This is a genomic window from Streptomyces kanamyceticus (assembly GCF_008704495.1).
Taxonomy (GTDB): Bacteria; Actinomycetota; Actinomycetes; order Streptomycetales; family Streptomycetaceae; genus Streptomyces; species Streptomyces kanamyceticus.
Genome location: NZ_CP023699.1, coordinates 2062183 through 2080316 on the forward strand (window position 1 = coordinate 2062183; position 18134 = coordinate 2080316).

An 18134-nucleotide genomic window follows, 5' to 3' on the forward strand; every position below is an offset into this window, starting at 1 on the left:
GGAAAGTGCCCGCCAATGGTCCTTGCCGCAATGGCCCCAAGTCCCTTATGCGGAAGGACTTGGGGCCTGAATCGCCACAAAGGGAACCGGTGTCGTCGTGCGGTCAGCGCGCGTACAACTGGCTCAGGTCAGCGCGCGTACAACTGGCTCCGCGGCACGATCTGCTGTTCCTGGCCGGGGCTCGACCAGAGCAGCTTCAGATGGGCCTCACCCGTCTGCTCCGCGTACTCGACCTTGATGGTGTGGCGCTTGCCCGCGGTGAGGGCGACCTGCGCCTTGTCGATCTTCGGCTCGTGCGGCGTCCAGGAGTCGATGACGAGTTTGCCGTCGATCCAGACGCGCGCCATGTCGTCCGAGACGGTCGTCAGGGTGTACGTCTCCGAGCGGCGCGGCTCGATCGAACCGCTCCAGCGGACGCTGAAGTTGTCGGCGGGGACCGAGGCGGCCGGGGATCCGTCGAACTTCCACGCGTGGTTGAGGGTGGGGTCGGTGCGGGTGAGCTTCGGGGCGCCTTCGAGCTTCGCGTTGTCGAAGACTTCCTGCTTGAGGCCCTTGCCGCGCCCCGGCCGTGCCGTGGGGCCCGGGTCGACGGACAACTCGACCACCGTCGCGGTCGCGTTGGTGGCGGCGCCGGACGGCTTGATGTCGTAGCCGTCGCCCGCCTTGGTGACGGTCACCTTCTGGCCGCTGCCGAGGACGCGGGCCGACGTGACCTTGAACTCCGTACGCGCCTTCAGGTGCAGGGAGCCGCCCGCCGCGGGCCACTGGGTGACCGCCGCGTAGAGCTTGTCGCCCTTGCGGCTCACCGATCCCCAGGCGGGCTCCTCGACGAGACCGCCGTAGCGCGCGCCGAAGACCGCGTTGCCCTGGCCCGCCGTGCGCAGCCAGTCGCCCATCTGCTTCAGGCGGTCGACGGAGGGCTGTGGCACGCGGCCGCGTGCGTCGGGGCCGACGTTGAGGAGGTAGTTGCCGCTGCGCGACGTGGTGGAGAGGAGGTTGCGCGTCAGGGTCTGTGCGGACTTCCAGTCCTCGTCGTAACGGGCGTATCCCCAGTGGCCGTTGAGGGTCATGCAGGACTCCCAGAGCTGGCCGTCGACCGGGGCGCCCGGGATCTCCTGCTCGGGGGTGCCGTAATCGCCGTCGACCACGCGGCGCTTGCCGACGCGGTTGTTGATGACGAGGTCGGGGTTCAGGCCGCGGAGGTAGGCCTCCAGCTTCTCGCCGTCCTTGGACGTCCACGGGTTGTGCGGGTTGTCGGTGTCCCACTCGCCGTCGAACCAGAGCAGCGCCGGGTCGTAGTTGTCGACCAGCTCCTTGAGCTGGGCGTACATGCGCTTCTCGTACTTGGGGAAGGTGGCCGGGTCCGCGAAGTCCTTGTCGTGCCAGTCCCAGATCGAGTAGTAGAAGCCGAGCTTGATGCCCGCGTCGTCGGAGGCCTTCTTCAGCTCGGCGAGGATGTCGCGGTTCTTGTCGAAGGACGAATGGTCGCGCAGGTTCCAGTCGTTGACCTTCGTCGGCCACATCGCGTAGCCCTCGTGGTGCTTGGACGTGATGACGATGTACTTCATCCCCGCGTCCTTGGCCGCCTTGACGACGGCCTTGGCATCGAAGTCCGCCGGATTGAAGCCTTGCGCCTGCTTCTCGTACGCGTCCATAGGGATGTCGCACTGCCGCTTGATCCACTCGGCGTCGCGGCAGACGCTCCCGTCGGGCCGCTTGTACTCGCCCTCCAGGTTCGAGTACGCCCCGAAGTGGATGAACATCCCGAAGCGGTCCTGGCGGAACCAGTTGGTGCGGTCGGCGGTGAAGGGGTCGTCGGCGGCGTGGTCGGTGCCGGGGCCCGTCTTCACCGGCGCCGGGGCCTGCGCGGGCTTCGGGGCCGGGGTGTCGTTCGGGACGGCGGTCGCGGTCGGCACTGCGGCCGTGCCCGCGAGGGCCGCGGCGAGGAGCAGGGCGATTCCAGTGGCTCTGTGGCGCATGGGGCGGCTCCCGGGGTTCCCTAGGTTGAGGGGTCGCTCGGGAACGTAGGGATGAATACATCGGATGTCAATGGACCCAACTCGCCAGATCTCTCGGCAAGTTGCATCGTGACACCGCAATCGATCCGATGACTGATGTCTCGACGGCCCCTGCGGCCCGGGCTCCGGGGCAGCTTGCCGCGCCCCGGAGCCCTCCCCCGCACACCACCTCCCGGACCCTCTGCCAGGGAGGCGTCTCTCAGTTGAAGACGGTTACGTCCGTACGCATCGGAAGCGGGCTGCCCCAACCGATGTTGATCTTGAACCACACGACCCCGTTGCCGGGGGCGATGTTGTCCACCTGGAACGGCGCGGAGCCGACGAACCTGTTGCCGTTGCCGTCGACCTCGGAGGCCGTGATGACCACGGTCGAGTTCGCGTTGATCACGCTCAAGGAGATCGGCAGGTCCCAGGCTCCGTTCCCCGGGCTCCACCACTGCGCGCTGCGCCACACCTCGCCGACGTTGCCGCCGATCGCCTCGGCACCCGCGTCCCGAGCCCCCTCCTGCACGACCTTCTCGAACTTGGGGGTGACGGCGTTGGTCGAATTGACTGTCGTCATGGCTGCTCTCCGATCCGTGCTCGCGAAGCGCCTCTTACCAACTCCCCTGAGCACACGGCGAGTTGGGCCGCAATTCGCTGATCGAGCTGCGGCGTAGCCAGTGTTTCCCGCAAGGCGCCGAACCCCCAGATTCCGGTCCATCCAGCGGAACACCCCCGCAAAGACGTGCCGTTTCAGAGGCGTCGGGTGCGCGGCAGGATCGCCAGGCTCGAACTGAGCATCCGGGCCGCGCGCTGTGCCGCGTCGACCGTGGTGGCGGACGGGCGCTGGTGGCCGACGAAGCACACCCCGATGGCCGCGACGGCCCTGCCGGACGGGGCGTGCACCGGAGCCGCCAGACAGGACACGTCCGCCTCGACCTCGCAGCAGTGCAGGTCCACACCGCGCTCACGCACCTTGCTCAGGCGGCGGCCCCACTCGGCCCGTGAGTGCTCCGGCGGCGGCGCCGCGGATGGCGCGGACGCGGACATGACGGCGTTGGCCGCGCTGTCGGGCGGAAGGATCAGGCCGGGCATGTGCGGGAAGACCTCGTCCGCGGGCCCCGGCCGCCCGCTCACGATCACCATGCTGCCGCTGACAGGAGCCGCGAGGGCCACACTCGCCCCGGTCGCCGCCGACAGTCTCCGCAACGGCAGGGCGGCCGCCCTGGTCAGGGGGTGATAGGTGCCCCATGACCGCGCCAGGTGGGCCACCGCCGCACCGATGCGGTAGCGGCCGGAGCCGCGCTCCACCGCGCCGAGCGCGACGAGTTGGTCGAGCAGGCGGTGCGCGGTGGCCTTGGGCAGTCCGGCGCGCGCCGCGAGGTCGGTCAGTCCGGCGTCGCCCGTTCTGGCGAGTTCCTCCAGGAGCAGGAACGCCCCTTCCAGTACGCCTCGGCCAACCTGGGCAGCCGCCCTGTTGGCCCTGTCCTCGTGCGGCGATGTCCGTCCACGCTTCACGATCTCCCCCGTTCCCCGTTCTTCCCCGTTCCCCGTACTCCCTCTCCAACAAGTCTGCCGCGCCGAACGGGCACGCGAGAGGCCCCACCTTTTGGCTTCGGGGGTCCCACTTTCGGGGGATCGCGGCAGCGGGACATGCCCCGAACAGGACACTCCCCGGAGCAGGGGCCCGGTGACCAGGAACCCGGACCGGAGGTCCTACCGCTCACCCGCCCCGGGGCGAGTACGCCGCATCGCCCAGCCCACCAGCCCCGCCGAGACGACCGTGAGCACCGCCCCGGAGACGGTGACCGCCTCCCGGAACTGCCCGGTCTGCGCCGCGCTCCAGTGCCCCGCGGTGACGTTCCCGACGAAGACCGCGGCGAGCACGGTGCCGACCACGGCGACGCCGACCGCGGCGGTCACCTCGGCGGCGGTGTCGATGAGCGCCGCGCCGGTGGAGGTGCGGTTGCGGGGGAGGCCGTCCAGCACGTTGACCCCGGCGGCGGCGCCGACGACCCGCATGCCCGCGGCCACGAACACCAGCGCGACCGCCACCCACGGATAGCCGAGGGTGCCGAACACGGTGTAGACGGCGAGTCCGGCCACGACCGAGCCCGCGCTGATCCAGGCGGCGCGGTCGATGCCGACCCGCGCGACGAAGGGGTGGACGAACGGGCCGCCCGCGATCAGCACGACGACCTGGGGCAGCATGCCGAGGGACGCGAGGGCGGGCGGCCAGCCCCAGTCGAGTTGCAGTTGCAGCGTCACCAGGTAGGCGAGCCCGGCGTTCGCGAGTCCTGCCGCCGCCTTGTAGGCGAGGCCGCCGGAGACCTTGGGCCTGGCGACGAGCGCGAGGTCGAGCAGCGGGTGCCTGGTCGAACGCTCACGTACGACGAACAGGGTCGCCGCCACGAGGAACCCGGCGACGGCGGCCCACGGCGCCCACGATCCGGCGCCCGAGTGCTCGAAGAGGGTGGGCGCGACGAGCGCGAGCACGATCGTCGCGGTGCCGAGGACGCCGCCTGCCAGGTCGGCGGGCGCCCGGTGCAGGTCGGCGGGGTCGTCGGCCGGGACGCCCTGCCGGATGCCGACGATCGCGAGCGCCACGATCGGCACGTTCATCACCAGCAGGAGCTGCCACGGGGCGAAGGAGAGCAGGAGGCCGCCCACGGTCGGGCCGATCGCGAGGCCGACCATGCCCACGGTGGAGATCAGGGTGATCGCCCGGACCCGGAGGCCCTCGTCGCCGAACAGCCGGTAGGCCATCGCCATGGCCCCCGGCGTGGTCATCGCGGCCGCGAGGCCCATGACCGCGCGGACGGCGATCAGCTCGCCCGTGTCGGTGACGGCCACCGTCGCCAGGCTCGCCACGCCAAGGAGGGTCAGGCCGACGAGCATCACCCGGCGGCGGCCGAGCCGGTCGGCGACCACGCCGAACACCAGCATCAGCGCCCCGAACACCACCGAGTAGCCGTTCGTCACCCACTGCAGGGCGACCGTCGGGGCCGCGAGATCGCGGCCGATCGTGGGCAGGGCGACGTTGAGGACGGTGTTGCTCATCATCTCGAACAGGAAGACCGCGGAGAGGCCCGCCAGGGCCACCCACGCCTCGCGCAGGGAGCGGAACGCGCCGGACGGCTCGGCCGCCGGGCGCTCCTGGGTGACGTGTGGGGACGACATGGGATTCCTCTCGGGAAGGCTTCGCGAAGACGCGACGAACGGTGTTCGTGCCACGAACACCGTTCTACAGAGGAACAGCGTTCGGGTCAAGCTATGCTGGGCGCCATGGCCAACAAGAGGGCTCCAGGTCACGCCGAGACGCGTGACGAGTGGGCGGCGAAGATTGCGGCGCTGGGCGAGCCGGGCGGGACCGAGCGGTCGGGCAAGGCCCCCATCACGGTCGCGCGGATCATGGAGGCGGCCTTCGGGCTCGTCGAGACCGAGGGCTTCGAGGCGCTGACCATGCGCCGGGTCGCCGCCGCGCTCCAGACCGGGCCCGCCTCGCTGTACGCGCACGTACGCAACAAGGCCGAGCTGGACGAGCTGCTGATCAGCGAGCTGTGCGCCAGGGTGCCCGTGCCGGACCCCGACCCCGCGCGGGCCACGGAGCAGATGCTGGAGGTCTGCCGGTCCCTGCGCGACGAGTACCTGCGCTACCCCGGGATCTCCCGCGTCGCACTGGCCGCCGCACCGAACAGCCTGGAGGCGCTGCAGCTCAGCGAAGGCATGCTGACGATCCTGCTTGCCTCGGGGGTGCCGCCGCGGTCCGCCGCGTGGGCGATCGACGCCGCGTTCCTCTACGTCTCGGCCTACTGCTTCGAGGTGTCGCTGCGCCACCGCCCCGACAGCGGGGCCGACCAGCGCGTCCTGGACAGGGACTCGCTCGTGGAGCGGTATCGCATGCTGCCCCCCGACAAGTTCCCGAACACGGTCGCCCACATCGAGGAGCTGACCTCCGGGGAGGGGCACGAGCGCTTCGAGTTCACGCTCACCACACTGCTCGGCGGACTTGAGCGGACTTGAGCGGACTTAAGCAGGGGCCGGTCGGATAGCGACACGGGCCGATCGGTTAGCGGCACGGGCCGGACGGGGCAGGAACACCATGGCCCGCACCGCCCCACCCCCCGGCCTCACGGAGCCCGCATGCCACTCCCTCGCCGCACCTTCCTCACCGGCCTCGCCGGTACCGCAGGCGCCGCCGTCGCCTGTTCCGGCAGCGCAGCCGACGGCGCGCCCGCCGGCGCCGTCCGCACCGACCCCGTCCCCTCCGGCGGCGCCCCCGCCCCGCGCACCGGCGCCGCCGCCGACGCGGCCCGGCGGCTGCTCCCCCGCCACCGGGACCAGCTGACCTTCCGTACGACCCCGTCCGCAGCCGCGTCCGGCGACAGCTTCCGCGTCACCGGCCGCACGGGACACATCACCGTCGAAGGCACCGGCCCTGTCGCCCAACTCACCGGCCTGCGCCACTACTTGAAGCACACTGCACACGCCAACATCACCTGGGCGGGCAGCCAGACCGACCTGCCGAAGCGGCTGCCCGCGCCCACCGCCCCGCTCACCGGCACCGCCAACGTCCCCCACCGCTTCGTACTCAACGACACCAACGACGGCTACACCGGCGCCTACCGCGACTGGGCCTACTGGGAGCGCGAGATCGACGTGCTCGCGCTGCACGGCTACAACGAGGTCCTCGTGTACCTCGGCGCCGACGCGGTCCAGCACCGCGCCTTCCAGGAGTTCGGCTACACGGACGAGGAGCTGCGCGCCTGGATTCCCGGGCCCGCGCACCAGCCGTGGTGGCTGCTCCAGAACATGTCGTCGTTCCCGCACCCCGTGTCCCGGCAGCTGCTCGACGCCCGCGCCCGCCTGGGCCGCCGCATCTGCGACCGGCTCCGCGAGCTCGGCATGACACCGGTCCTGCCCGGCTACTACGGCACCGTTCCGGCCGGTTTCGCCGACCGGAACCCGGGCGCGAGAACGGTGCCCCAGGGCGACTGGGTGGGCTTCACCCGACCGGATTGGCTGGATCCGCGCACCAGCCAGTTCGCGCGCGTGGCCGCCGCGTTCTACCGCGCGCAGGACCGGCTCCTCGGCCCGACCACGATGTACAAGATGGACCTGCTGCACGAGGGCGGAAAACCCGGTGACGTGCCCGTCGGCGAGGCCGCGAAGGGCGTCGAGAAGGCGCTGCGGACCGCCCACCCCGGCGCCACCTGGGTCATCCTCGGCTGGCAGCACAATCCCCCGAAGGCGATCACCGACGCCGTCGACAAGGAGCGGATGCTCGTCGTCGACGGGCTCTCCGACCGCTTCCCGCACGTCACCGACCGCGAGGCCGACTGGGGCTCCACGCCGTACACCTTCGGCTCCATCTGGAACTTCGGCGGACACACCGCCCTCGGCGCCAACACCCCCGACTGGGCGGCCCTCTACGAGAAGTGGCGCACCAAGGACGGCAGCACGATGCGGGGCATTTCGCTCATGCCTGAGGCCGCGGACAACAACCCGGCAGCCTTCGAGCTGTTCTCCGAACTAGCCTGGCGGGATGGCGACTTGGACCTGAAGGAGTGGTTCAGCGAGTGGGCAAAGGCCCGCTACGGCGCGCGGGACCCGCACGCCACCGCCGCCTGGGACATCCTGCGCCGCACGGCCTACGGCACGACCCGCGTCGACGAGTGGGCCGAGGGCGCCGACGGCCTGTTCGGCGCGCGCCCCGACCTGTCCGCGACCTCGGCGGCGGCCTGGTCGCCCAAGAAGATGCGCTACGACCCGGCGGACTTCGAGCCCGCGCTCGGCGAACTCCTCGCGGTGCGGCGTGAGTTGCGCGACTCGTCCGCGTACCGCCGTGACCTCCTCGACGTCGCGCGCCAGGCGCTCTCCAACCGGAGCCGGGTCTTGCTCCCCCGCATCAAGGAGGCGTACGACGCGGGGGACGCGGCCCGCTTCGACCGGCTGACCCGCGACTGGCTGGACCTGATGGACCTGCTGGAGCGCCTGGCCGCCACCGACTCGGGTCACTTGCTGGGCCGTTGGGTCGCCGACGCCCGTGCGTGGGGCGCCACCGACAAGGAACGTACGGAACTCGCCTACGACCAGCTCTCCCTGCTCACGGTCTGGGGCACGCGGTCCGGGGCGGACGCGGGTCTGCGGGACTACGCCAACCGTGAGTGGGCGGGGTTGGTCGGGGGGCTCTACCGGGTGCGCTGGTCGCGCTACTTCGGGGAGTTGCGGGCCGCGCTTGCGGGGGGCCGCGCCCCGGGCAGGATCGACTGGTTCGCCGTCGAGGAGGCGTGGATCCGGGACCCCGGCCGCCTCGCTACCCGCCCTTCGGGCGACACGTATGCCGTCGCGGCGCGGGTGCGGAAGGTTCTCTTGACCGGCGCGTAGGGCTTGCGCCTGCGGGTCGGTTCACAAGCTGCGGGCCCGCTTGGGCTGATCGCGCAGTTCCCCGCGCCCCTAAAAACACCGCCTGCCCCCACGGTTCGCCGCGACCCTGAACGCGGCGCTGCGGGGGGGCGCCCCGTAAGGGGCGCGGGGAACTGCGCGACCAGCCACGATGCGCCCGCAGCAAAAGAACCCACGGCCACGCCCCCCAACCCCGTCGCGGGGCAAGGGGGCGCAGCCCTGACATCAACTCAACGACGACCGGGGCACTCCTTCCACGCCAAGTGGTACACCGTACTGATGTCACCGTCAGTGGAGTCCATCGTCATGAAGCTGGACTTCGCCGGGTCGGACGACCCCAAATCCACCCGCAGCTCCGTGTTGATGTTGAAGTTGCGCCGCACGCCACACGGCGCCCACACCAGCTGAGCCCAGTCCGTGCTGTCCGTGGCCTGCCAGTTGTCGTTGTACGTGCCCTTGAACTCGTGACTGATCGCGGCGGTCTGCGGCGAGCCCTGGAAGTAGTACGACGCCTTCTCCGTGCCCTTGGCACCCGGCTGGAGCGACGCGTACCCGCGATAGTCCGCGCTGGCGATCGCGTAGGTGAAACCCTGCGGGACGTGCACGATGAGGTTGAGCTGGCAGTTCTTGCGGAAGGCCGTGGGGTCGGCCCCGGCACCCGCACGAGCGAGATACTCGCTGTAGGTGACCGTGAAGGCCGTGTTGTCCGGGGAGACGGCGACGGCCGCGGTACCGGCGGGGCAGCCGGAGCCGTTCACCGTGGCGACCTCGATGACGATCTTGTCCGGGGGCGGGTCGAGGATCGCCGACGTGTCCTGCGCGGGCAGCATCGAGCCGAACAGCGCCGCGACGGCGCCGGTCAGCAGCAGTGCACCAGGCATGGTTCTCCGTTCCATTACTGAGGTGGGGAGTTGGAGAAGTGCTGTAGTGCGATGAGCGGGCTGCAGGCGCCTGGAGCGGATTGCGTGAGCGAGGGGATCGTACGGACCAATGGGTCCGGCGGACAGCGCGATGTCCGGCCATTCGAGCGCCACAGGCTCATCGTTGCTTGACGGGTATACGTCACGTCGAATCTCTGGTAGGAAACCTTCCTAACAGAACGCGGAACCAAGAACTCCTCCGCGAACCGCTCTGCGCACTCCCCCAGCACTCCCCTAGCAGTCGTCTCGAACTCCCCCTCTAGGAGGCCCTCGTGGAGACCCCCCACATACCCCCGCGCACCAACGTCACCTCCCGCCGCACCCTGCTCGCCTTCATCGGCGCGGCGGCCGTGGCGGGCCCGATCATCGCCACCCAGACGGCCACCGCCACGGGGACCTCGTCCCGGGGCGCCTCGTCCGGAGCCGCCGCGGGCGGGCTCGACGACCCGGCGAAGAAGGAGATCGCGATGCAGATCGTCTGCAGCGCGGAGAATTCCTCGCTCGAATGGAAGAAGCAGTACCGCTACTGCGAGGACATCGACGACGGCCGCGGCTACACCGCCGGGATCATCGGCTTCTGTTCCGGCACCGGCGACATGCTCGACCTGGTCGAGCTCTACACGAAGCGCAAGCCGAACAACATCCTCGCCAAGTACCTGCCCGCGCTGCGCAGGGTCGACGGCAGCGACTCCCACGAAGGGCTCGACCCGAACTTCAAGCCCGACTGGGAGCGGGCCGCCGACTCTGACCCGGAGTTCCGCAAGGCGCAGGACGACGAGCGCGACCGCGTCTACTTCAACCCGGCCGTCAAGCAGGGCAAGACCGACGGCGTCGGCGTGCTCGGGCAGTTCGCGTACTACGACGCGATCGTCATGCACGGCGACGGCGGCGACTCCACCAGCTTCAGCAACATCCGCAAGCGCGCGCTGCGTTCGGCCAAGACACCGGCCCAGGGCGGCGACGAGGTGAAGTACCTCAACGCCTTCCTCGACGCGCGCGTCTGGGCGATGAAGCAGGAGGAGGCGCACGAGGACACCAGCCGGGTCGACACCGCGCAGCGGGTCTTCCTGAAGAAGGGCAACCTCAGCCTGAAGACTCCGTTGGACTGGAAGGTGTACGGGGAGCCGTACCACATCGGCTGAGCGTTGCCGCTGCGCTGTGCGGAGGGGAGCTGCGGGGCCATTGCTGCGGGTATGTCGTGGCTGGTCGCGCAGTTCCCCGCGCCCCTTCGGGCGCGTCCTCGCACACCTCTTGCCTCTGACAGGTTGAAATGGGTACGGTCCCGGCCAACTCCCTGTCTACGCGCGTCACCCTGCACCGAGGTGAGAGATCTCCATGTTCCTCCGTACGACTGTGCTCGCCGCCGCCACCGCTACTGCCGCGCTCTTCACATCGGGGGCCCCTGTCGCCGACGACGGCTGGCAGCAGGTCGGCGACGACATCAGCACCGGCATCAGCGGCCTCGCCCTCACCGGCCGCGCGGGCGGCGCCACGCACGCGCTCGTCGTACGCGACAACAAGAAGCCCGGTCAGAACCGCGTCGCCGAACTCACCTACCGCCCGGGGCGGGCCGCGCTCGTCGAACCGCTCGCCTGGTCGGGCGGCGCCGAGCCGATCGACCTGGAGGCGGTCGAGGCGGTGCCCGGCACCTCCGACGAATACGTGGCACTCGCCAGCCGCGGCCTCGTCTACCACCTGAAGGTCACAGGCTCAGAAGCCGAGGTCCTCGACACCTCGCCGCTGCCCGCGATCGCCGACGGCGACGACTACGAGAGCTTCACGCTGGCCTCGCGGCACGGCAAGACCGTGGCGGTCTGGGCCGACCGGGGCGCGGGCAAGGACCGCCCCGCGACCGTGCGCGCGGCCGCGTTCTCCTTCAACAAATACGGCGAGGCGGACTTCGGACCGGTCACCACCGCCCGCTTCCGCGCCGCCTACCCGAAGGGCGCCGTACGCCACGCCTCCGACCTCAGCGTCACCTCGTCGGGCCGCCTGCTGGTCGGCTCGGCGTCGGACGCGGGCGACGACGGCCCCTTCGACTCCGCGGTGAGCGACGCGGGCAAGGTGTCCGTCACCCGCACCGGGAAGGTGCGGCTCAGCATCGCCAAGTCCCCCGAGGTCCTGCGGAAGTTCAAGGGTCACAAGATCGAGGCGGTGGAGTCCGTGCCGGGCACGCGGGAGGTGCTGCTCGGCACGGACGACGAGAACGCGGGGGCCTCGGTGACGTCGGTGAAGCTGGGTTGAGTAGGGCCGAGTACCTGTAAGTCAGCTGTCGCCAGCCCTCGCGGCCCTCGTCACGGCCATCGCCGCGAGGGCCGCGGCGGCTCCTCCTGCCACCATCACCACCGACACGGACGCCGCGTCCACGACCGCGCCGCCCGCCAGCGCGCCCAGCGAGAGCGTCGCCTGGAACGACGAGGTGAACACGACGGACGCCGCCTCGGGCGCGTGCGGCGCCCCGGTCGCGAACCAGGTCTGCGAGCAGACCGGCACGGCGCCGTACGCGAGTCCCCACACCAGGAGCAGCGCGAGCGCGCCGGGACGGCTCGTGCCCAGGAGCGGCAGGAGCAGGGTCGCCGCGGCGATGAGCGCCGCCGCGAGGGCGAAGGTGGTCCGGAGCGCGCGCCTGACCCACGCGCCCGCGAGGAAGTTGCCGACGATGCCCGCGGTGCCGTAGGCGAGCAGGAACGCGGTGATGAGGCCCGGCCCCGCGTGCGTCACGTCGGCCAGGAACGGCGTGACGTAGGTGTACGTGCCGAAGTGCGCGGTCACGACCAGGAACGTCACGGCGAGACCGGCGCGGGTGCGGGCGGTGCCGAGCAGGTCGCGCAGGGCGGCGAGCCCGGTGACCTGCTGGGGCGCCAGCGGCGGCAGGGACACGAGGAGCGCGGCGAGGACGGCCAGCGTGAGCACGCCCATGGCGACGAACACCGTGCGCCAGCCCGCGAGTTGGGCGAGCAGCGTGCCCGCGGGCACGCCGAGGACGGAGCCCAGCGGAACGGCGGAGAAGATCACCGCGGTCGCCCGCCCCACCTGATCCGCCGGAACAAGCCGCTCCGCGAGCCCCACACCGATGGACCAGAACGCGCCGATGACGAAGCCGACGAGCACCCGCGAGACCATCATCAGCCAGTACGCGGGCGCGCCCGCGGCCAGGAAGTTCGCGAGGGCGAGCACGGCCATCAGCAGGCAGAGCATGCGACGCCGGTCGACGCGGCCGGTGCCGATCGTGACGACCGGAGCGGCGACGGCGGCGAGCAGGCCGGGCAGGGTCATCATCAGCCCCGCCGTACCGTCCGACGCGCCGAACGTGTCGCCGATGGGGGTGAGGAGCCCGATGGGCAGGATCTCGGTGGTGACGATCGAGAAGAGTCCCAGGGTGAGGGAGAGGACGGCGAACCAGCCGAGGCGGGGCGTTGTCTGTACGAGGAGCATGGTGCCGAGTCCATCAGCGGGCCCCTGCCGGGGTCTGGCATGAATTCGACGTGGACGTGGACGTGGGCGTGACGTCGGCGTCTGCGCCCGCACCTGCATCGAGTGCTCAAGTACGCACTAATTAGTGCGTACTTGTGGCCCACGCGCGCCTGACCAAGGGTGGAGGGACCCCTCCCAGCCCCCACCCGCGCACAAGGAGCCCCCATGAGCAGCAAAGCACCCGTCAGCGTCATCGGGCTCGGCGACATGGGCCGGGCGCTGGCCGGTGCCCTGCTCGCCGCCGGGCATCCCACGACCGTGTGGAACCGCAGCGCCGACAAGGCCGACGAGCTGGTGGCGCGCGGTGCCGTGCGGGCCGCGAGCGCCGAAGAGGCACTGCTCGCCTCGCCGTTGACCCTCGTATGCCTGCTCGACTACGACACGAACCGGGCCGTTCTGGAGCCCGCCGTCGGTGCGCTGCGCGGCCGGGCCCTGGTCAATCTCACCAACGGGACGCCGGACGAGGCCAGGGAGGCCGAGAAGTGGGCGGCCGGGGCCGGTGCCGACTATCTCGACGGCGGGATCATGGCGATCCCCGCGACCGTCGGGACGCCGGGGGCGTTCGTGCTCTACAGCGGCGCCGAGCGGCACTTCGCCGCGCACCGCGAGACCTTGGAAGCTCTGGGCGCGGCCAAGTACCTGGGCGCGGACGCGGGGATCGCCCCGCTCTACGACCTGGCGCTGCTCTCCGCGATGGACATGATGTTCGCCGGTTTCTTCCACTCGGTCGCCATGGCCACCTCGCACGAGGAGGGCAGCGCCGGCGGGTTCACCGAGCTGCTCGTGCCGTGGCTGACGAGCATGACCCAGGTGATGCCCGCGTTCGCCGCCGACGTGGACGCCGACCTGGACGCCGATCCGAACGGCCCGGCGGCGGGCGCCGGGCCCGCCCTCGCCCAGGGGCTCGACGTCGTACTGGCCGGGACCCAGAACATGCTGCGGGCCGCGCGGGACGCGGGCGTGCGTGCCGACTTCTTCGAGCGGGCCGTGGCCGAGCTGGAGGAGCGGGCCGCCGACGGGGTCACGGAGTACACGGGGCCCGAGACCGTACGACGCCTCAGGACGCGTCGGTCGTGAGTCCCTGGGCCACGGGCGACGGACTCTGGGGCGAACTCCCCTTCGTACCGAGGTGGTTGAAGACCAGGTTCAGCGCCACCGCGAGGATGCAGCCCGTGGAGATGCCGGAGCCGAGGACGATCTGCGCCCAGTCGGGGAACGCCTCGTAGAAGCCGTCGGAGAGCGCCGGGGCCAGGCCCGCGCCGAGGGTGACGACCACGATCAGCGCGTTGTCGCCGCGGTGCAGGTCGGCCTGGAACAGGGTCTGGATGCCGCTGACCGCGATGGAGCCGAAGAGGAAGAGGCTCACGGCGGCGAGCACCGGCATGGGGACCACCGAGATCAGCGCGGCCGCGGCCGGGCTGAGGCCGATCAGGACCAGGATGGCGCCGCTGAGGGCGACGACGAAGCGGCTGCGCACCTTGGAGATGACGACCAGGCCGATGTTCTGCGCGAACGCGCTGGCGTGGAAGGCGTTGAAGAGGGGGCTGAGCGCCGAGCCGAGCGCGTCGGCGCGCAGTCCGCGGGCGATGGTCTTCTCGTCGACGTCCTTCTCGACGATCTTGCCGAGGGCGATCATGTCGGCGGTCGACTCGGTGAGGATCACCAGCATCACGACGCACATGGAGATGATCGCCGGGATGTTGAACTCCGGGGCGCCGAAGTGCAGGGGCGAGGGGATGCCCACCGGGTCCGCGCCGTCCAGCTTGGAGAAGTCCGCGAGGCCCATCGGTATCGCGAGCAGCGTGCCGAAGACCATCGCGAAGAGCATGCTGATCTGCTTGAGGAAGCCGCGCGTGAACCGTTGCAGCAGGAGCATGGCGAGGACGGTGGCGCCCGCGAGTCCGATGCTCTTCGGTTCCGGCGTGCCGGTCGTGGAGTCGTCCACGATCCAGTCGTACGCGACGGGGATCAGCGAGACGCCGATGAGGGTGATGACCGAGCCCGTGACGACGGGCGGGAAGAAGCGGACGAGCCGGGAGAAGTACGAACTGACCAGGAAACCGAAGAGACTTGAGACGATGATGGCGCCGAAGACGACCGGCATGCCCGCCTCGACGCCGCCCTGGGTCGAGATGATCGTCAGCATCACGCCGACGCCCGCGAACGAGACGCCGTTGACGAACGGCAGCCGCGAGCCGATGAAGTTGCCGATGCCGAGGGTCTGCAGCAGCGTCGCGATGCCCGCCATCAGCAGGCTGCCGCCCATGAGTACGGCCGTGTCCCCCGGCGACATCTTCGCCGCGACGGCCACGACGAGCGGGACGGACACCGCGCCCGCGTACATGGAGGCGACGTGCTGGAGGCTGGCGACGAGCATCCGGCCCGGCGGCAGGACCTCGTCGACGGGGTGGACTTCGGGGGCGTCCGCAGGCGCTGCGGTGGACTTCGCTTCAGAACTCATGGGTGGCGCTTCTTCCGTTGCGTGACGCCGGAAGTCGCTCCCGTTCCGTGGGAGTTCATGAGACGCGGAACCGGGCGGACTTAACCGACTGGAAAGTAACTTCCGCCATGCGATCGGCGGCGCCCCGACGTTACGTCAGCGCACCCCGGCTGCGGAAGACCTCGAAGCCACCCGGATTGATCGCCGCGACCGCGCCCACCTGCCCGTTCGGTCATCCGACACTGCCCTTTGACTTCTGGCCCCGACCAGTGGCCATCGGGAAGCATGGGTGCCTCTGTCACCGAGGAGCCTCACGTTGCGCGAACACGACCACGCCAGGAAGAACGCCCCAGCGACGTCGCGAGCCGCGGCGCGCAGAGCCCCGGCCGGAGCGGGCTCCCCCTTGCAGCGGCTCCAGGCGCTGCAAGGCGCCGCGGGCAACGCCGCCGTCGTCCAGCTGCTCCAGCAGAACGGGCGGCAGGGCGGACAGCGGGGCGAGCAGCCCGTGGTGCAGCGCGCGCCGGGGCAGGACTCGATGGCCATGGACATCGACCAGCTGGACTTCTCCGATGCCGAGGAGATCTCGGACGGCGGAATGGACTCCGAGGCGGAGGAGGCCGACTTCCCGGCGTTCATGGCCGAGCGCGGCAAGTACCCGCGGTCCACCACGCCGACGCCCCAGGAGGCGGTCGGGTTCGGCGACAGCAAGTACGGCATCGACCCGGGCAAGGTGAAGTCGATGCGCGAGGACAAGGCGGGCGGCGGACGCCCCCTCCCACCGCTGCAGTACCGCAAGGACAACGAACTGCTCTACCGCTGGGACGGCAGGACGCCGGACCAGATCCTCGGCAAGGGGTTCGCGCCCTGGAACGAGAAGCTCCCCGCGAGCCTGCGGCACTACCAGAAGCTGCTGCAGAAGACCGGTTTCGTCAGCACCACCCGCTCCCCCGGCGGATACGTGCCCGACTGGGCGCGGCAGCCGGACGGCAGCGGCTACCGCTACGTGATCAACGCTCCCGGCGGCATCGACCTGGTGGAAACGCTGGGCACCACGTCCTTCGTCCAACAGCAGGAAGTCATCTTCTGGAAGGGCGTCAAGCCCGGCTACATCCTGCGCGCGGAGCTGTGCGACAAGGACGGCAAGGTCATCAAGGTCATTCCCCCGGGCGGCGGCGCGGCGGCGGGCCAGGGCGACGCCATGGACATCGACTGAGGAACGTCCGGCGGGGCTCCTCGCGCGGAACCTGACCGCGCGAAGGGCCCCGAAGCGCCGGAGCACCCGGTGACCTGTGGCTCAGTGCACCGCCGCCTGCCCCTGTGCCTGCCCCGGCACCCGCGTCTCGGCGATCGCCCCGCCGCCCTCCATCGGCGCCGTGACGTCGTCGTCCTCGCGGCCCTTGCCGATGTGGTTGAAGACCAGGTTCAGGAGCACGGCGGCCACGCAGCCCGTCGAGATGCCCGAGTCGAGGATGATCTTCGCGGTCTCCGGGAACGCGTGGTAGAACTCCGGCGCCGCGATCGGGATCAGGCCGACGGCCAGCGAAACCGCCACGATCAGCACGTTGTTGTCCTTCTCCAGGTTCGCCTTGACCAGCGTCTGGATGCCGCTCGCCGCGACCGAGCCGAAGAGGACCACACCCGCGCCGCCGAGCACCGGGCGCGGCACGACCGCGATCAGCGACGCCGCCATCGGGCACAGGCCCATCAGGACGAGGAAGCCGCCGCCCGCCGCCACGACGTACCGGCTGCGGATCTTGGTCATCGCGACCAGGCCGATGTTCTGCGCGAAGGCACTGCACATGAAGCCGTTGAAGAGCGGGCTGATCGCCGAGCCGAGGGTGTCGGCGCGCAGGCCGGCCGCGATGGTCTTCTCGTCGGCGGGGCGGTCGACGATCTCACCGAGCGCCAGCATGTCGGCGGTGGACTCGGTCATCGAGACCACCATGACCACGCACAGGGAGACGATCGCGGCGGCCGCGAACTGCGGGGCGCCGAAGTGGAAGGGCGTCGGGAAGCCGACGATGTCCGCGTCGCCGACCGGGCCGAAGTCCGTGACGCCGAACGGGATCGCGACGACCGTGCCGATGACCAGGCCGAGCAGCACCGCGATCTGCTTCACGAAGCCGGTGGTGAAGCGGCGCAGGAGCAGCACGATGACGAGCGTGATGCCCGCGAGGCCCAGGTTCTTCATCGAGCCGTAGTCGTCGGCGCCGGGAACCGGGCCCTGCGCCCAGCCGAAGGCGACGGGCATCAGCGAGATGCCGATCAGGGTGATGACCGTGCCGGTCACGACCGGCGGGAAGAAGCGGATCATCTTGGAGAAGAACGGGGCGGCGATGAAGCCGAGGATGCCCGCGACGATGACCGCGCCGAAGATGATCGGCAGGGCGTCGTCCTTGTCCTTGGTCGAGTCGACGACCGCGAGCATGGGCGCGACACCGGCGAAGGTCACGCCGTTGACGAAGGGCAGGCGGGCGCCGATCTTCCAGACGCCGAGGGTCTGCAGGAAGGTCGCGAGGCCCGCGGTGAAGAGACAGGCGCCGGTCAGGAAGGTGAGTTCCTTGGCGGAGAGGCCGATCGCCGCGCCCACGATGAGCGGGGGTGCGACCACGCCCGCGTACATGGCCGCCACGTGCTGGAGGCCGGTCGTCGCCATCTTCAGGGGCGGGAGCTTCTCGTCCACCGGGTGTACGTCGGCCGGGTGTACGGGGCCCTCGTCGGCGGCTGGGTCTGGGGTGGTGCCTTGCTTGGTGAACCTGGGCTGATTGGCCACTGTGGCTCCTCCGGTTGTTTTCCGGTCCCGGCTGAGCGCCGGCACTTTTCGCTTCTGGGAGGTGGTGCGTCGTGCAAGGACTTGCTCGGTATGAAGTTGTGGGTGGTGCTGAGAGGTACCGG

The 18134-nt window shown here is 70.6% G+C and carries 14 protein-coding genes; 6 read left to right on the top strand and 8 right to left on the bottom strand.

From position 1 onward, the window contains the following. Nucleotides 1-128: 128 nt before the first annotated feature. The 4 genes from CP970_RS08205 to CP970_RS08220 form a co-directional block, all read right to left on the bottom strand. Nucleotides 129-1979, bottom strand: a complete 1851-nt coding sequence (locus tag CP970_RS08205) for an alpha-L-fucosidase (protein WP_055549290.1) — start codon at nucleotides 1977-1979, stop codon at nucleotides 129-131. Between the two features lie 238 nt (nucleotides 1980-2217). Next, nucleotides 2218-2580, bottom strand: coding sequence for a hypothetical protein (locus CP970_RS08210; protein ID WP_055549292.1), 363 nt, complete (start codon nucleotides 2578-2580; stop codon nucleotides 2218-2220). A 173-nt stretch (nucleotides 2581-2753) separates the two neighbouring features. After that, nucleotides 2754-3518 carry an IclR family transcriptional regulator gene (locus tag CP970_RS08215; protein ID WP_055549293.1) on the bottom strand — a complete coding sequence of 255 codons (765 nt, stop codon included), beginning with the start codon at nucleotides 3516-3518 and terminating at the stop codon, nucleotides 2754-2756. Between the two features lie 198 nt (nucleotides 3519-3716). Continuing rightward, on the bottom strand, nucleotides 3717-5180 hold the full coding sequence (locus tag CP970_RS08220) for an MFS transporter (RefSeq protein WP_055549295.1): 1464 nt from the start codon (nucleotides 5178-5180) through the stop codon (nucleotides 3717-3719). Nucleotides 5181-5285: 105 nt separating this feature from the next. On the opposite strand from CP970_RS08220, the gene CP970_RS08225 reads away from it, so the two are divergent. Both CP970_RS08225 and CP970_RS08230 read left to right on the top strand, forming a co-directional pair. Continuing rightward, a complete protein-coding gene (locus tag CP970_RS08225) occupies nucleotides 5286-6023 on the top strand; it encodes a TetR/AcrR family transcriptional regulator (protein ID WP_150493099.1) in 738 nt (245 codons plus the stop codon). Nucleotides 6024-6143: 120 nt separating this feature from the next. After that, nucleotides 6144-8387, top strand: a complete 2244-nt coding sequence (locus CP970_RS08230; protein WP_150493101.1) for an alpha-N-acetylglucosaminidase — start codon at nucleotides 6144-6146, stop codon at nucleotides 8385-8387. A gap of 248 nt (nucleotides 8388-8635) precedes the next feature. On the opposite strand, the gene CP970_RS08235 is transcribed toward CP970_RS08230, so the two are convergent. Beyond that, complete coding sequence (locus CP970_RS08235) at nucleotides 8636-9286, bottom strand: DUF4360 domain-containing protein (RefSeq protein WP_055550861.1); 651 nt, start codon at nucleotides 9284-9286, stop codon at nucleotides 8636-8638. 311 nt (nucleotides 9287-9597) lie between these two features. Here CP970_RS08235 and CP970_RS08240 point away from each other — a divergent pair, with 311 nt between their 5' ends. Together CP970_RS08240 and CP970_RS08245 are read left to right on the top strand one after the other, a co-directional pair. Next, the gene (locus CP970_RS08240) at nucleotides 9598-10467 is read left to right on the top strand and encodes a chitosanase (RefSeq protein ID WP_055550859.1); all 870 of its coding nucleotides are present in this window, start codon (nucleotides 9598-9600) and stop codon (nucleotides 10465-10467) included. A gap of 193 nt (nucleotides 10468-10660) precedes the next feature. Next, on the top strand, nucleotides 10661-11569 hold the full coding sequence (locus CP970_RS08245) for a hypothetical protein (RefSeq protein ID WP_055550857.1): 909 nt from the start codon (nucleotides 10661-10663) through the stop codon (nucleotides 11567-11569). 21 nt (nucleotides 11570-11590) lie between these two features. Here CP970_RS08245 and CP970_RS08250 read toward each other — a convergent pair whose 3' ends face one another. Next, nucleotides 11591-12760, bottom strand: coding sequence for an MFS transporter (locus CP970_RS08250; RefSeq protein WP_055550856.1), 1170 nt, complete (start codon nucleotides 12758-12760; stop codon nucleotides 11591-11593). Between the two features lie 204 nt (nucleotides 12761-12964). Between CP970_RS08250 and CP970_RS08255 the strand changes: the two genes are divergently transcribed. Beyond that, complete coding sequence (locus CP970_RS08255) at nucleotides 12965-13876, top strand: NAD(P)-binding domain-containing protein (protein ID WP_055550854.1); 912 nt, start codon at nucleotides 12965-12967, stop codon at nucleotides 13874-13876. Here the strand turns inward: CP970_RS08255 and CP970_RS08260 are convergent. Next, nucleotides 13857-15260 carry a nucleobase:cation symporter-2 family protein gene (locus CP970_RS08260; RefSeq protein WP_055550852.1) on the bottom strand — a complete coding sequence of 468 codons (1404 nt, stop codon included), beginning with the start codon at nucleotides 15258-15260 and terminating at the stop codon, nucleotides 13857-13859. The two genes, CP970_RS08255 and CP970_RS08260, sit on opposite strands and share 20 nt — an antisense overlap. 295 nt (nucleotides 15261-15555) lie before the next feature. On the opposite strand from CP970_RS08260, the gene CP970_RS08265 reads away from it, so the two are divergent. Further along, nucleotides 15556-16452: a scabin-related ADP-ribosyltransferase gene (locus CP970_RS08265; protein ID WP_150493103.1), complete on the top strand. Its 897-nt coding sequence runs from the start codon at nucleotides 15556-15558 to the stop codon at nucleotides 16450-16452. Nucleotides 16453-16533: 81 nt separating this feature from the next. Here the strand turns inward: CP970_RS08265 and CP970_RS08270 are convergent, their stop codons facing one another. Beyond that, nucleotides 16534-18012, bottom strand: coding sequence for a nucleobase:cation symporter-2 family protein (locus CP970_RS08270; protein WP_055550849.1), 1479 nt, complete (start codon nucleotides 18010-18012; stop codon nucleotides 16534-16536). Nucleotides 18013-18134 lie beyond the last annotated feature (122 nt).